The 15,208-nt window shown below is 45.0% G+C and carries 17 protein-coding genes; 13 read left to right on the top strand and 4 right to left on the bottom strand.

The window, feature by feature from the left end:
* Nucleotides 1–242: transposase (locus BUB35_RS15260; protein WP_072853155.1), on the bottom strand; the 242-nt coding region annotated here is incomplete at its 3' end.
* A 145-nt stretch (nucleotides 243–387) separates the two neighbouring features.
* Nucleotides 388–1,017: a GntR family transcriptional regulator gene (locus BUB35_RS15255; protein WP_072853153.1), complete on the bottom strand. Its 630-nt coding sequence runs from the start codon at nucleotides 1,015–1,017 to the stop codon at nucleotides 388–390.
* 328 nt (nucleotides 1,018–1,345) lie between these two features.
* Between BUB35_RS15255 and BUB35_RS15250 the strand changes: the two genes are divergently transcribed.
* The 6 genes from BUB35_RS15250 to BUB35_RS15225 all read left to right on the top strand — a co-directional run bounded on the left by BUB35_RS15250 (nucleotide 1,346) and on the right by BUB35_RS15225 (nucleotide 7,318).
* Nucleotides 1,346–1,702: an Asp23/Gls24 family envelope stress response protein gene (locus tag BUB35_RS15250; RefSeq protein ID WP_072853151.1), complete on the top strand. Its 357-nt coding sequence runs from the start codon at nucleotides 1,346–1,348 to the stop codon at nucleotides 1,700–1,702.
* A gap of 21 nt (nucleotides 1,703–1,723) precedes the next feature.
* On the top strand, nucleotides 1,724–3,403 hold the full coding sequence (locus tag BUB35_RS15245) for a DAK2 domain-containing protein (protein ID WP_072853149.1): 1,680 nt from the start codon (nucleotides 1,724–1,726) through the stop codon (nucleotides 3,401–3,403).
* Nucleotides 3,404–3,643: 240 nt separating this feature from the next.
* On the top strand, nucleotides 3,644–5,686 hold the full coding sequence (gene recG / locus BUB35_RS15240; protein WP_072853148.1) for an ATP-dependent DNA helicase RecG: 2,043 nt from the start codon (nucleotides 3,644–3,646) through the stop codon (nucleotides 5,684–5,686).
* Nucleotides 5,687–5,767: 81 nt separating this feature from the next.
* Nucleotides 5,768–6,328, top strand: coding sequence for a 16S rRNA (guanine(966)-N(2))-methyltransferase RsmD (gene rsmD / locus BUB35_RS15235; protein ID WP_072853146.1), 561 nt, complete (start codon nucleotides 5,768–5,770; stop codon nucleotides 6,326–6,328).
* Nucleotides 6,325–6,804 (top strand): pantetheine-phosphate adenylyltransferase, encoded by a 480-nt coding sequence (gene coaD / locus BUB35_RS15230; protein ID WP_022254502.1) that lies wholly within the window; start codon nucleotides 6,325–6,327, stop codon nucleotides 6,802–6,804. Before rsmD ends, coaD begins: the two co-directional genes overlap by 4 nt.
* 10 nt (nucleotides 6,805–6,814) lie before the next feature.
* Nucleotides 6,815–7,318: an ATP synthase subunit B family protein gene (locus tag BUB35_RS15225; protein WP_022254503.1), complete on the top strand. Its 504-nt coding sequence runs from the start codon at nucleotides 6,815–6,817 to the stop codon at nucleotides 7,316–7,318.
* Nucleotide 7,319: 1 nt separating this feature from the next.
* Here BUB35_RS15225 and BUB35_RS15220 read toward each other — a convergent pair whose 3' ends face one another.
* Together BUB35_RS15220 and BUB35_RS15215 are read right to left on the bottom strand one after the other, a co-directional pair.
* The gene (locus BUB35_RS15220) at nucleotides 7,320–8,402 is read right to left on the bottom strand and encodes a nucleoside recognition domain-containing protein (protein WP_072853144.1); all 1,083 of its coding nucleotides are present in this window, start codon (nucleotides 8,400–8,402) and stop codon (nucleotides 7,320–7,322) included.
* 69 nt (nucleotides 8,403–8,471) lie between these two features.
* The gene (locus tag BUB35_RS15215) at nucleotides 8,472–9,698 is read right to left on the bottom strand and encodes a nucleotidyltransferase (protein ID WP_072853142.1); all 1,227 of its coding nucleotides are present in this window, start codon (nucleotides 9,696–9,698) and stop codon (nucleotides 8,472–8,474) included.
* A gap of 133 nt (nucleotides 9,699–9,831) precedes the next feature.
* Between BUB35_RS15215 and BUB35_RS15210 the strand changes: the two genes are divergently transcribed.
* From BUB35_RS15210 to rpmF, 7 genes are all read left to right on the top strand, one after another.
* On the top strand, nucleotides 9,832–10,878 hold the full coding sequence (locus tag BUB35_RS15210; RefSeq protein ID WP_072853139.1) for an ATP-binding protein: 1,047 nt from the start codon (nucleotides 9,832–9,834) through the stop codon (nucleotides 10,876–10,878).
* A gap of 12 nt (nucleotides 10,879–10,890) precedes the next feature.
* Nucleotides 10,891–11,220 carry a zinc ribbon domain-containing protein gene (locus BUB35_RS15205; RefSeq protein ID WP_072853137.1) on the top strand — a complete coding sequence of 110 codons (330 nt, stop codon included), beginning with the start codon at nucleotides 10,891–10,893 and terminating at the stop codon, nucleotides 11,218–11,220.
* A gap of 30 nt (nucleotides 11,221–11,250) precedes the next feature.
* A complete protein-coding gene (locus BUB35_RS15200; protein WP_072853135.1) occupies nucleotides 11,251–11,646 on the top strand; it encodes a zinc ribbon domain-containing protein in 396 nt (131 codons plus the stop codon).
* A 213-nt stretch (nucleotides 11,647–11,859) separates the two neighbouring features.
* On the top strand, nucleotides 11,860–12,861 hold the full coding sequence (gene pta, locus BUB35_RS15195; protein ID WP_022254509.1) for a phosphate acetyltransferase: 1,002 nt from the start codon (nucleotides 11,860–11,862) through the stop codon (nucleotides 12,859–12,861).
* A gap of 76 nt (nucleotides 12,862–12,937) precedes the next feature.
* Nucleotides 12,938–14,134, top strand: a complete 1,197-nt coding sequence (locus tag BUB35_RS15190) for an acetate kinase (protein WP_072853133.1) — start codon at nucleotides 12,938–12,940, stop codon at nucleotides 14,132–14,134.
* Nucleotides 14,135–14,181: 47 nt separating this feature from the next.
* The gene (locus BUB35_RS15185; RefSeq protein WP_054330493.1) at nucleotides 14,182–14,688 is read left to right on the top strand and encodes a YceD family protein; all 507 of its coding nucleotides are present in this window, start codon (nucleotides 14,182–14,184) and stop codon (nucleotides 14,686–14,688) included.
* Between the two features lie 2 nt (nucleotides 14,689–14,690).
* Entirely contained in the window at nucleotides 14,691–14,870 is a 180-nt protein-coding gene (gene rpmF / locus BUB35_RS15180) for a 50S ribosomal protein L32 (protein ID WP_022254512.1), read from the top strand.
* The last annotated feature ends 338 nt before the right edge of the window (nucleotides 14,871–15,208 follow it).

Genomic DNA, 15,208 nt, shown 5'->3' with positions numbered 1-15,208 from the left:
CGTTTGCGTTTATACCCATTTCGGTAATCATCATTGTCAGAACGCTCAGATTTTTCATATCCGAGATGATCCTCCATTTCTGCTTCCATCATTTCTTTGATGGTTCCGCCCAGAAGGTCTTTTAGAGCTTCCTGAATATCCTCAGCTGTCTGAATATCGTATTCTTCCATGAGCTGATGAATAATGTTTCGTTTTCCCTCTGTCATTTGTACCCGATGTATGGGTTTCTTCTGTTTTGCCATAATAAAAGGTCCTCCTATGATTTAAATTTTACCATAGAAGAACCTCTTCAATTACATATTTACAGAAAAAGTTTCACACTGCCGAAAAAAGGGCATTTCCCTGTTTATGGGAATGCCCTTTTTGTATGCTGTAAATATTTTTTGTTTACAGATGTTTGTCGTAATGAATCCCAAGCCACTTGTGCAGAGCAGCAGCATCATGTTCCTGAATGCTTTTGAGGATCATTTTGTGTTCTTTGAAGTTGTTGTGGCGGTCGTCCTCGCCTCTCTGGTTGTTGTGTAGTGCCATAAGATAAAAAATATCTTCGATGTGTTCATACATGGAAATCAAATAGGAGTTTTTGGTTCCCGTTACGATACACTTATCAAATTGCAGTGCATATTTTACAGTTTCGGGAACATTGCCTTCGTCATAGTATTTCTGCTGCAATGCCAGATAATGCTCCATTTCCTGGGCAACCTGCTCGATGGTTCCCTGTCTGACACAAAGGTCGTAGGCACCATAAAGAACAACATAAAGAGAAGAAGCAATTTCGTGAAAACCTTCTTCGGAAAAAGAAATCACACGGGCGCCGTTGTTTGGTATCATTTCAATGAGTCCATCCTGAGAAAGCATCATCAGAGCTTCTCGAATGGGAGAATTGCTGATCTTTAGTTCATCTGCTACGGTATCAATATTGATTTTTTCGCCCAATGCATATTCCTGCTGCAATATTTTTTGTCTGATGATTTCATAAACCTGTGCTTTCAGGCTGAGTCGTTGTAACTGCGGCATTTTCGTGCCCTCCATTTTCTCAAATTTCTTCGCATGTATTTTATTATCTTAAATTTTCCATAAAAATGCAAGGGGAAAAACGAAAAAATAGGCTCTGTATAAAAGAATATGCATTTTTTTGCAAAAAAATACTATTTTTTATGAATGAAAGCGCATATGCAAGGGTAATTTTTATTGTAAAAAACATAAGAAAAACAGACGCTTTTCTTAATATGTAAAAAAAGGTTTCTCAAAAATAGGGAATGATGGTATAATATAAACAACTATGCAAACAAGATTGCAGCAACATGAATATGTTCCAACAAATACAGATTGGAGGTTGTAATATATGACAGCGAAACTGGAAAACGAATATGGCGTAATCAGCATTGACCATGAAGTCATTGCAAGAATTGCAGGCTATGCGGCCATTGAATGTTACGGCATTGTAGGTATGGCTGCCAAAAATGTGAAAGACGGACTGGTTCAGCTTTTGAAACTGGAAAGTTTGACAAAAGGCATCAAAATGCAGGTCAATGCCAATAGAGTCAGCCTGGATCTGCATATCATTGTGGAATATGGCACCAACATTTCCGCCATTGCGGATAATATCGTCAGCACGGTGAAATATTCTGTAGAAGAATATACGGGACTGGCCGTAGACGACGTTAACATTTTTGTGGACGGCGTACGTGTCGACGGATAAGAAACAAGGAGGAACCATCAAGTGAGTGTTACAAAATTAAACGGTCTGCGTTTGCAGAGAATGATCGTGGCAGGCGCAAATGAACTGCATGCAAATAAGCAGGCTGTGGATGCAATGAATGTATTCCCTGTGCCTGATGGCGACACAGGAACCAATATGTCTTTGACTATGCTGGCAGCTGCCAGAGAAACAGAAAAAGGCGATGCCCTGCGGGTGGATGAAGTGACAAAACGGGCTTCTGGCGGTGCGCTGCGCGGTGCCAGAGGCAACTCCGGCGTTATCACTTCTCAGATTCTCCGCGGCTTTGCCAAAGGTCTGGAAGGTCTGGAAGAAGCTGGGGTAAAAGAACTGACCGCAGCCATGGAACAGGGTGTGAAAACTGCATACAAAGCAGTGATGAAGCCCAAAGAAGGTACCATTTTGACTGTAGCGAGAGCATGTGCAGAAGCGGCTGTGGCAGAATCTGAAAAAACAGACGATATTGAAGTCTTTTTGAAAGCTGTTCTGGAACATGCCCATGATGTGCTGAACCAGACACCGGATATGCTTCCTGTACTGAAGGAAGCAGGCGTTGTAGATGCCGGCGGCCGTGGTCTGCTGTATATTCTGGAAGGTGCTTTGAAACACATCAATTCCGAAGAAGCATTAAAAGTGGCAGAACCTACCCAGCAGACAGCAAAAGAATATGCTGCACTGGCTTCCGTGGATAATGAAAGCATTACATTTGGATACTGTACAGAATTTTTCATCAATGTGAAAAATGCCGATGATGCAACTGTGCAGCAGCTGAAATCTTATCTGGGTACCATTGGGGATTCCATCGTTTGTGTCAGCGATGATGAGATCATTAAGATTCATGTGCACACAGACCATCCCGGTCTGGCATTGGAAAAAGCCCTGACCATTGGCAGCCTCAGTGGACTGAAAATCGACAACATGCGGGAACAGCATAATAATATTATTGACTTTACCACATCTGAAAAGAAAACACCTGTGGAAGAAGCGCGTGCAGCACAGCCTGTGCAGGAAGAACGCCCTAAAAAGGATATTGGCTTTGTTTCCATTTCCGCAGGCAGCGGTTTGACAGCCATCTTCCATAATCTGGGCGTGGATGAAGTCATCGAAGGGGGACAGACCATGAACCCCTCCACGGAAGACATCCTCAACGCGGTGGATAAGATTAACGCAGATCATATCTTTATCCTGCCAAACAACAAAAATATCATTTTGGTAGCGGAACAGGCAGCGGAACTGTCTGAAGACAAGAAACTATATGTAATCCCTACAAAGTCTGTTCCTCAGGGCATCAGTGCCATGTTCTGTTATGAAGAAGGGGCAGACCCGGAAGAAATGGCAGAAGAAATGAAAGAAGCCATCACAGCAGTGGCAACGGCAACAGTGACTTTCGCTGTGAGAGAAACCACCATTGGAGATAAGGAAATCCACGAAGGCGATATTCTGGGGATGCTCAATGACTCCATCGCTGTTGTGGGCAAGGATATTGCGGAAAGCACCAAAGAACTGCTGGCAGAAGCTGTGACAGACGAAAGCGAAATGATCAGCATTTATTACGGTGCAGATGTGACAGAAGAAGACGCAGAAGCTTTGGCGGCATATGTCGAAGAAACCTATCCTGACTGCGAAGTGGAACTGCAGATGGGTGGACAGCCGCTGTATTACTATATCATTTCTGTGGAATAAAAACAGACAGATTGAAGGCGTTAGGAGCATCTTCATAAGAAAATAAAGAAAGCCAAAATCCTTATCAGTACAAAGGGTTTTGACTTTCTTATTTTATTCAGATTTTATTTGTTATGTTTTCTTATGAAGACAGCTGTCGCAATTCCCCTTAAGAAATCAGAAAAAAGGAAAATCCATGTTTTCTGAAGGGGAAGTTGCTTTGGTATCCAACGCCTTTTTCTTGCGAAAGGGAGTGAGGGCATGGAGCGGACAAGCCCCATTACGGAACTGAAAAATGTAGGCGAACAGCGGGCAAAAAAACTCCATCGTATGGGCATTGAAACCATTGGAGATTTGCTGGAACATTATCCCAGAGATTATAAAGACCGCAGCCGTCTGACAAAAATTGCAGACTTATCCGAAACAGATGAAAATACCTTTCTGGCACGGGTGAAAGGGGAAGGGCAGACAGGACGGAGAGGTAGATTGACCTTTACCCGTTTGCAGGTTTTTGATGATACAGATGAAATCACCCTCCTGTGGTATAACCAACCTTATATGAAAACCGCACTGAAATCAGGTGAAGTTTATCTGTTTACAGGCAGGATGCAGAAAAAATATAACCGCCGGGAAATCGTGTCACCGGAATATGAATCCATCAAAGACAATTTTGCCGGCGGACGCATTGTGCCTGTTTATCCTTCGGTAGACGGTATTTCTCAGAAAATGCTCCGCAGTTATCTGGAGGAAGCTTTGAAACAGGTCAGCGGCACACTGACGGAGGAGCTGCCCTTATGGATACGGAAAAAATACCATCTGGCAGAAAAGAATTTTGCGCAGACCAATATCCATTTCCCTCGTACGGAAGAAGCCTTTTATGATGCTCGCCGCCGCTTGGTGTTTGAGGAATTTTTCCTACTTCAGACAGCCCTCTTTTCCCTGCGGGAAGAACTTTTGGGCAGAGGAAGCGGCATCGTTATGGAACATCCAGAAGCCATGGATGAATTCCAGAAAAGCCTGCCTTTTTCTATGACAAATGCCCAGAAAAAAGTGTTGTCGGAAATTGCCGCTGATATGACCAGCGGGAAAATCATGAGCCGACTGGTACAGGGGGACGTCGGCAGCGGGAAAACGGCTGTTGCCATGGCAGCTGCTTACTGGGCTATCCAAAACGGATATCAGGCAGTACTCATGGCGCCTACGGAAGTGCTAGCAGAACAGCATGGAAAATCTTTTACGGAATTGTTTGCGCCCTTGGGTATTGAAGTGGCTTTGCTCACAGGCAGCATGAAAGCCAAAGAAAAACGGGAAGCGCTGGCAAAAATCGCAGACGGTACAGCCCAAATGATTGTGGGTACCCATGCGGTCATTCAAAAAGGTGTGGAGTACCACAAAATCGGTCTGGTCATCACAGACGAACAGCATCGTTTCGGTGTGCGCCAGAGAAGTATGCTTGCGGAAAAAGGGGAGAATCCCCATGTCCTTGTTATGACGGCAACACCCATTCCTCGTACATTGGCTTTGATTCTCTATGGAGATTTGGATATTTCCATCATCGACGAACTGCCTCCCGGCAGACAGCAGATCGACACCATTGGCGTCAATACATCTTATCGCCAGCGGATTTATGCCTTTTTGGGCAAAGAAGCGGCGGCAGGCAGACAGGCTTATGTCATCTGCCCCATGATCGAAGAAAATGAAAAAATGGAAGTGGAAAATGTTCTGGACTATACGGAAAAGCTGAAAGGGGCTTTGCCAGAATGTAAAATCGCCTGTGTTCATGGGAAAATGAAAGCGGCTGAAAAACAGGAAATTATGGATGCTTTTGCCGCAGGGAATACAGATATTCTCGTTTCTACAACGGTTATTGAGGTAGGTATCAACGTACCCAACGCTACCGTTATGCTCATTGAAAACAGCGAGCGTTTTGGTCTGGCACAGCTTCACCAGCTTCGCGGACGTGTGGGACGTGGTTCGGAGAAATCTTACTGTATTTTGGTCAGCGATGCCAAAACGAAAATCGCTGTGGAACGTATGCAGACCATGACAAAGACCACAGACGGCTTTGTCATTTCCGAAATGGACTTGAAGCTGAGAGGTCCCGGGGAATTCTTCGGCACCCGACAGCACGGTTTGCCGGAACTGAAGATTGCCAATCTGTATCGGGATATGGCAATTCTCAAGGAAGCACAGCAGGCAGCAGGGGATTTGCTGCGGAAAGACCCCCAGCTGGAACAGGAGGAAAACGCCCATCTCAAAAGCAGACTTTCCGCTTGGTTTGAAGGGAAAAGTTTGGATTTGTAAAGAGTTTATTATTGTATTTTGGGGATTTATTTGTTATACTATGGCTGTATGTAAAAAAATCGGTCTGAAAGGTGAGAAAATATGCGTGTCATCGCCGGTGCCGCAAAAGGGCATAAACTGCAAACCATTGAGGGACTCAATACCCGTCCCACAACGGACAGAATCAAAGAAACATTGTTTAATATCATTGCCTTTGATCTGCCGGAATCCAGATTTTTGGATTTGTTTTCGGGCAGTGGCGCCATTGGCATTGAGGCTTTGAGCCGAGGTGCGGATACGGCGGTTTTTGTGGAACAGGCGGCAGAGTGTCAGAAAGTCATTGCGGAAAATCTGACCCATACCAAACTCATGGAACGGGCACGCCTGATCAAAAGCGATGTGCTGACAGGACTTGCACAGCTGTCGGCAGAGAAGGCAACCTTTGATATTATTTTTATGGACCCGCCTTATGCGGCAGGTCTGGCAGAACCTACACTGGAAAAAATCGTTTCCGGCGGGCTTCTGGCACCGGAGGGTATGGTCATTGTGGAACGCAGTGCCCAAATTCCATTGGCGCCCATCAAAGGTCTGTATGTAGACCGTGAAAAAAACTACAAGACGACAGTCATTACTTTTCTGCGTCCGGAGGAATCAGCAACATGAGAAAAGCAATTTATGCCGGCAGTTTTGACCCTGTAACACTGGGACATCTGGACATCATCGAACGCGCGTCCAAACTGTTTGACTGCCTGGTAGTGGCGGTTTTGGAAAACCCCAATAAACATTCTTTGTTCACTGTGGAAGAACGTAAAGTACATTTGGAAATGGTGACAAAGCATCTGGAAAATGTGGAAGTAGCCTCTTTTCGTGGGCTTCTGGCAGACTTTGCGTCCGAGATCGGCGCTACAGTCGCTGTCCGCGGTCTGCGCAATGCCATTGACTTTGCGGCAGAATATCAGATGTATTTGATCAATAGAAAACTTGGAAAAGATATCGAAACGATTTTCCTTGCGGCTGATGAGGAACATTTGTCCCTCAGTTCTACCAATGCCAAAGAGGTTGCCGTTTTCGGCGGAAACATTGACTTTATGGTGCCCAAGGAAATACAACCGTTTGTTATAGAAAAATATAAGAAGTGAGGGAACATCAATGGATTCTGTATTACAATTATTGGATGAACTGGAAGAAATTATGGACAGCAGCCGTGCCGTACCATTCAGCAATAAAGTGTCTGTAGATAAAGAAGAAATTTACGACATCATCAGCGAAATCCGCATGAAACTGCCCAACGAACTGAAACAGTCCAAATGGGTTATCGAAGAACGCAATAAAATCCTTATCGACGCACAGAAAGAAGCGGACGAAATCGTGAAAAACGCGGAAGAACGTCTGGTGCGTATGATCGATGATAACGAAGTGACCAAAAAGGCTTATGACCAGGCTGCAAACATCATCGAATCTGCAAAGAAAACTGCAAAAGAAATGCGTCTGGGTGCCATGGAATACTCCGAAAGCGTGCTGAGCGATGCGGAAAACAAGCTGAAAGAACTGAAAGCAGTTGTTTACAGCGAAAGCATGAAGACAGACGATTACTTCGCACAGACTCTGAATGTACTGGGTGAAAACATTCAGGAACTGCGCATGAGCAAATAATTTACTTTTGTCGTTCCAATAATAGACTGCACAGCAGGAGAACAGACAAAAGCCCATAAAGTGTCGGAAAAGCAGTTGCCGTATGCGTGGAAAATACGGGAACTGCTTTTTGTGCTTGTGTTTCTGCTATGGAATAGAAACATTGGAACACCAGCACAGAAAAGAACGCCTGTCGTATTTTGGCGGATAACAGAGCAAAAGGGCTGATGGGCACATTCCGCAGAACCCCTAAAATCTGCCCGAAAATGGAAAACCCGCCGAAAGACAGCAGAAAAACCGCAGCTGATGCCCGCAGCCGCAGACTGTCAGGGGAAAGGGAAACACCATGGATGCCCTTTGTCATTTCCAGTAGACCTCCGGAAAACGCCTGCAAAAATTCTGGAGAAATAGGCAGAAAAGACAGCGCGTTGGAAAGCAGGGCAAAAAAGCCAGCTTGGGCAAGTCCCTCCTGCAAAACACAAAAACATACCAGAAAACCGCCGATTTGTGCCGAAGTCAAAAGGGCATCTTTTACAGCTGAGGAAAAGAGCAGAAAGAAAGGCTCTTTTTTTTGTGCCGGAAAAAAAGGTGTTTGATTGTTGTAATCTGTAGGAATGGAACGATAGGAAATGCCTGTCAGGATGGTTCCCACAAAAACTGCTAGCAGCATGGTATAACCCAGTGCTGGACTGCCGAAAAAAGTGGTGCCAGCCGTGCCCAATACAAACAGCGGTCCGGGGGCATTGCAGAACAACAGGACTTTCCGGGCTTCGGACAAAGAAATCCGCCTCTGTTCGTATAGCTGCGCCACGGTGTTTGCGCCAGCAGGATAGCCAGAAAGCAGACCTGCCGCAAGAGGAAAGGCACAGATACCGGAAAGGGAGAAAAGGGGTTTTGTTAGTGGCGCACAAAGCTGCCCCAGTTTTTCCGCTGCGCCCATTCGCAGCAAAATGCCGATGGCAGCCAGAAAAGGAAACAAAGATGGCAGAACACTGGAAAACCATAGAGAAAAGGCTCCGGCAGCGGCTTCTGTCAAGGCTGCAGGATACCGCAAAAGGGCAAATATGAAAAAACAGACACAGATGGTCAGCAGGCGTGTAATCATGGAAAGTCATCCTTTGCAATGCTTGTTGATACCAGTCTATGTCTGTTTTTTTGATTTCATGTTTTTGAATTATACGATTGCCATGGGAGTGGTAAAATCCCTGTTTGGCGCACGGTAAAGAGGGTTCGGCGCTGCCAATGCCTGCAAATCTGTTGCCAGTTTTTCCAGTGCCAGCAGATGCAGCCCATCTTCGTCCAGAATTTCCGGTGCTTTTTTCAGATTGGTCAGTACAGGGCATTTTGCCTGTTCTGTCAGTTCACCCAGAATGTCCGCGTTGTCTTTTTGGAATCCCAGAACACGGATATAAGGCAGATGGTTCTGACTCAGGAAATAATCCACTTCCTTTGCCTGAATATCCAGCAGGATATGTACCAGAATCCGCTGTATTTTGGTGCGGGTATATCGTTTGGTTTTGATGTATTCAATGATGTCGTTCATGAAGAACTCGTTGTCGATGGCACGCAAAATACGGTTTTCCAGTCCTTCTGTCACTTCCAGAATGTCATGGATTTCCTCAGCGGAAGTGGTGCGCAGTTTATAATGGAGGGCACCTGCCAGCTCATCCATGGAAGCAGGAGCAGTTCCAAGAGAAATTTCTTTTGTCAGCAGGTCTACGATGTTTTCCGGTACCTGCAAAAAGGCTTCTGTGGCGTTTTCTTCCAGAATGCCTTTACGGATGGCAGCGGCAGAGGCAAATTCTCCTGTCAGGGAAGGATCGTCGTATTGACTGCCTTTCCGGCGGATGGTGCAAGGCTCGATGTTGCTGCCCAGTCTGTCCAAAGCCTTCAGATATTCCAGACCTAAAATGTGGTTTGGGCGGGAAATGATTTCACTGCTGATATGAGAAACGGTTTCCAGCGCCTTCGCTCTCGCCGCAGGATAGGACATGCCTTCATCCAGTCCGGCTTTCAGCAGACGCTGAAATTCTTCTGTTTCGTTTGTCATGATTTTTGCCGCTTCTTGAAGGGCTTTCAGATCGCCGCTTTCAGAGCCAAAACAAAGGGCATTTGTCATGCCCGTATCTTCCAGCACTTTCACACCGCCCATGGCAAAGATTTCCGCATTGGCTGCCGCAAAAAGCACAGGCAGTTCCAGCACCATGTCAGCCCCGTTAAGAAGGGCGCATTTTGCCCTTGTCCATTTGTCGAAAAACGCCGGTTCACCACGCTGGACAAAACTGCCGCTCATGACTACCATGGCACGCTGACAGTCTGTGTGTGCCTTTGCTTTTTCCAAAATATATTGATGTCCCTTGTGAAAGGGATTGAATTCTGCAATGATTCCAACCGTTCGCAATGGTATCGCTCCTTTCGCAAAATAGTTCTAAAAGCAGTATAACATATTTTTCAACAATTATATAATTTTTCTCTGGAAAATTTGAGGGAATCGGTCTATACTAAAATCAGAATATAGTAATGAGGATGATACCATGGAGAGATTTGAAAAAAATCCGGATTTTCTTCAGGATCTATTCGTAGAAGAAACATGGAAAAATATAGAACGACTGGACAATTTTATAGAAAGCAAATCGGGAACGGAACAGGTGGAAATCACCAAGGATGAAGTCAACAGACTTTTCCGTACCATGCACTCAATCAAAGGCTCTGCCTCTATGATGGGTTATCCGGCATTTTCGGAAACAGCTCACAGCGCGGAAGACCTTTTTTCTTATTTGCGGGAGGAAGAACACCCGGCAGATAAGGATTTGTTGACTATCCTGCAGTTGCTGCGTATGGTTTCCGGCTATATGAAGCGGGAACTGCGCCGTATGGAAACGGATGATGAAGTGACAGACTTTGGCTGGGCTGTGGTACGTCGGATCAAGAACTTCCTTGCCCATGTGGATAGCGACAATGAGCCGGAAGGTCCCAGCTATCAGATCGCTTATACCAGAAAAGGGCGTCAGCTCATTCCTTATACGGACTTTTCCGCGTTGGTTGCCCAGATGGAACGTCTGGCAACGGTTATGGGACGAGCATTGGAAAAGGATTTCCTGCTGAAAGTTTCCGGTGCGGAAACAGAAGTGCCCAGAGATATTTACGATAAGATCACCATGGCTGTGATGCAGATGCTGAAAAACAGCATGGATCATGGTTTGGAGAAAACAGAAGACCGGGAAAAAATGGGGAAAACCCCTGTAGGGGAAATATCTTTGGAAATACAGAAAACAGCACAGCAGGTTTTTGTTATTTTCCGAGATGATGGACGAGGTTTAGACCGCAAAGGCATTTTGCAGGCAGCGAAGGCAAAAGGCTGGTTGAAAAAGGCTGAAGAAGAATATGAAGACAACGAAGTATATGCATTTTTGCTGCGTCCCGGTTTTACCACAAAAAGCAGTGCTACCATGTTTTCCGGCAGAGGTGTAGGACTGGATGTGGTTAACGCGGCAGTATCTGTCTTGGGGGGCAGTATCCGTATCGAAAGTAAGGAATACATGGGGACAACATTCTTTATGGAATTTCCGCTGATTCCCTAAGGGGGAGTGCTTATGAGCAGAAAAGAGAGGACATTGTCTGTTCTGAAAGGGCTGGTAATGGCAGTAGGAGGCATTTTTCTGCTGATATTGGAAAATATGTGGTTTCAGGAACAGGAAAGAGGGGCAGCAGGAAGTATTCGCATAGAAGGCTTTCTGGTTGTTGTAGGTTTGGCTTTGCTGATTCTGGGAGCAGCATTTCTGTGGGATGGATGCAGAAGAAACAAAAAATCTGCACCAAAAGAAATGATATTAACAGCATGCCCCTACTGCGGCGCCAATGTGCAGGGCAGAGAGCAAAACTGCCAAATCTGCGGAAAGAATATGTATGAAAAAAATATCTGATACCAATCAAAAGGACAGGAGGGGATGCCCATGAGAAGTGTCAAACCCGGCAGAGGTCCATCTCTGCAGGGAGCTATTGGTTCCATCTTTGCAGTTGTTTTCGGTATTTTCTGGATGGTGTCAGCAGCCAAAATGGGAGCACCAACGCCATTTGTACTTATGGGACTGGTGTTTGTGGTGATTGCCGGCAGCAACGTCATTGTTTCTCTGATGAATGCCACCGGGGAAAATCGCTTTTCTCTTTACGACATCACTGAAGAAGGAGAAGAACCTGACCCTTTGGAAGAAGTGCTGAATAAAAAAGAAAAAACAACAGAGCCAAAAGAGGAAGAAGAGAGACCAACAGAAACGGCTTTTTGTCCTTACTGTGGGGCAAAAGCGGAGAAAGACTACGCTTTCTGCCGTTCCTGTGGGAAAAAGTTATGAGAAAAAATGGGGTTTTTTACCGTTTTTTTCGCGGATGTACTTGTATACACTGCGTTTTTTGTTTATAATAAATATGCTGTCCGTTTTATTGAAAACGGATTTTGAAACAGTATATATATCAGGGAATTTTGTTTCTCTGGGACGGAAGAAGTCATTTCTTCCAGTAAAAAAGACAACAGTTAATCTATCTATTTAAAAATGGAGGTCTTTACAGTGGATTTTTTATCTGAAATGAAAGCAAAAGCAAAAGCAGACAAAAAGGTAATTGTACTGCCCGAATCTTATGAAAAAAGAAATCTGGAAGCAGCTGCTGAATGCCTGAGAGACGAACTGGCTGACATCGTTCTGATCGGTAACAAAGAAAAGATCATGGAAGCTGCTGGCAGCTTTGATGTATCCAAAGCTATCTTCGTAGATCCTGAAAACTACGAAAAAATGGATGAAGTTGTTGCTGCTCTGGCAGAAGCTAGAAAAAGCAAAGGCATGACTCTGGAAGAAGCTAGAAAACTTCTGCTGGACGATCCTCTGTTCATGGGCGTTATGCTGGTTAAAATGGATATCGCTGACGGTATGGTTTCCGGCGCAATCCACTCCACAGCTGATACACTGCGTCCCGCTCTGCAGATTCTGAAAACAGCACCTGGCACAGAACTGGTATCCTCTTTCTTCATCATGGTAACAAACACACCTCAGTATGGTGATGACGGTATCCTGCTGTTCGCTGACTGTGCACTGAACCAGAATCCTAACCCTCAGGAACTGGCTTGCATCGCAGGCGATTCCGCTAAATCCTACGAAGCATTCATCGGCAAAGAACCTAGAGTTGCTATGCTGAGCCACTCCACAATGGGTTCCGCAAAACATGCTGACGTAACAAAAGTTGTAGATGCAGTTAAAATTGCAAAAGAAAAATTCCCTAACGTAAAACTGGACGGCGAAATCCAGCTGGACGCTGCTATCGTAAAAGAAGTTGGCGAACTGAAAGCTCCCAACAGCACAGTTGCTGGTAAAGCAAACGTACTGGTATTCCCTGACATCGACGCTGGTAACATCGGTTACAAACTGGTTCAGAGATTTGGTCAGGCAGAAGCATTCGGTCCTATCCTGCAGGGTATCGCAAAACCTGTTAACGACCTGTCCAGAGGCTGCTCCGCAAACGACATCGTTGCAGTTGTTGCTCTGACATCCGTTCAGGCTCAGGTAATGGGTAAATAATTTTATCCAATCAGAAACAATGGCAGTGTTCTGCCCGCAAATAACAACTACGGACAAAATATAAGGAGAGAAAAAAATGAAAATTCTGGTTTTAAACTGTGGTAGTTCTTCCCTGAAATATCAGCTGATCGACATGGACACAGAAAGCGTAATGGCTAAAGGTCTGTGCGAAAGAATCGGTATCGAAGGTTCCAGACTGAAACATCAGCCTGTAGGTAAAGAAGACGTTATCTTCAACGATTACATGGAAGATCACAGCGTAGCAGTAAAAATGGTACTGGACGCTCTGACAAACAGCGAATACGGCGTAGTAAAATCCATGTCCGAAATCAACGCAGTTGGTCACCGTGTAGTACATGGTGGTGAATACTTCGCAAACTCCGTTGTAATCACACCCGAAGTTATCGAAGCAATCGAAAAATGCTGCGAACTGGCACCTCTGCACAACCCTGCTAACCTGATCGGTATCCACGCTTGCGAAAAAATCATGCCCGGTGTACCTCAGGTAGCTGTATTCGACACAGCATTCCACCAGACAATGCCCGAAAGAGCATATCTGTATGCTATTCCTTACGAATACTATGAAAAATACAAAATCAGAAGATACGGCTTCCACGGCACAAGCCACAGATTCGTATCCGAAGAAGTTGCTAAAATGATGGACAGACCTTATGACCAGACAAAAACAATCACTTGCCACCTGGGCAACGGCGGTTCCGTATGTGCAGTAAGAAACGGCAAATCCATCGACACAACCATGGGCTTCACACCTCTGGAAGGTCTGGTAATGGGTACAAGAGCTGGTGACGTTGACGCAGCTGTTGTAACATTCCTGATGGAAAAAGAAAACCTGACACCTCAGGAAATGGATAACATCCTGAACAAAAAATCCGGCGTACTGGGTATCTCCGGCGTATCCAGCGACTTCCGTGATATCGAAGATGCAAGCGAACATGGTAACGAAAGAGCAGGTATGGCTCTGGACGTATTCGCTTACAAAGTAGCTAAGAGAATCGGCGCTTACGCTGCTGCTATGAACGGTGTAGACGCAATCGTATTTACAGCAGGTCTGGGTGAAAACTCCGCTTCCACAAGAAGACTGATCTGTGACTACCTGGGCTTCCTGGGCGTACACATCGATTCTTACAACAACTCTTTGAGAGGCAAAGCAATCGAAATCTCCGCTCCCGACTCCAGAGTAAGAGTGTTTGTAATCCCTACAAACGAAGAACTGGTTATTGCAAGAGATACAAAGGAATTGCTTGACAAATAAGAAACCTTTCTGTATAATATTTTAGGTACGACTACGGGGTGATACGAATGATATTGCAAATGGCTCATTTATATGGTAAAAACGGTGCTTCTATGGAAGTGCATATGTCTGAGCAAATACAAGAGATTGCGGCATACCCCAATGTTGTGGGTTTTATGGAGCCTGTAAAAATAGAAGGAACTCTCAGAAACGAAAATGAGATTTTCGTTTTGGAAGCAAAGGGCGAAACAAAGGTCAGCATTGCGTGTGACCGTTGCCTTGCGCCGGTTACAACAGAGATTCACTTCAATATTGAGGAGCGTTTTTCCCATACAGGCAGAGATGACGAAGAGACAGAAACTTTTTCGGGAGATCAGATCGATCTTGCGGACTATGTCAGAAGCGGGATCATGGAGGCCATGCCTATGAAGACGCTTTGTAGGGATGACTGCAAAGGACTCTGTCCTGTCTGCGGCAAGGATCTGAACACAGGTGCGTGCGGATGCGACACCACAGAGATAGATCCGAGATTTGAAAGTTTGAGGGCTCTTTTCAATGTTGATGAGGAGGTGTAGAAATGGCTGTACCTAAGGGTCGAGTATCTAAATCCAAAAGAGATAAAAGAAAAGCACAGAGCTGGAAGATCGCAACACCCAACCTGGTAAAATGCAGCAAATGTGGCGAACTGATGGCGCCTCACCAGGTATGCAAAGCTTGTGGTGCTTATAACAAGAAAACAATCATCAAAGTTGACTAATTTTGGATGAGCAAATCAAAGGCAGCAGAAATGCTGCCTTTTTTGCGTTGGGTGAAAAATGATTTTTCATTGGTACGCTGCCTGAAGGGAGTTGGCATAGTTTTGTGTAAAAAAATAAATAGAGAAAAAATGAAAAGTGAACTGCACCCCATTTGTTAGACGGTATGATATACTGAATAACAAGTGGGGTGATTTTTATGCCAAAAGGAGTACCAAATAAACGATATACACCAGAATTCAAGCAACTGGTGGTAGAAACGATGCGGGAAGAAGGTCTAAGTCTCAGTGAAACCATGAGAAGATTTAATATCAACTGTCTCGGTATTATTAAGCGCTGG

The organism is Anaerotignum lactatifermentans DSM 14214 (assembly GCF_900142265.1).
GTDB lineage: Bacteria > Bacillota > Clostridia > Lachnospirales > Anaerotignaceae > Anaerotignum > Anaerotignum lactatifermentans.
Note: the sequence above shows the minus strand (reverse complement) of the source record. Positions and strands in the feature narration are given on the sequence as shown.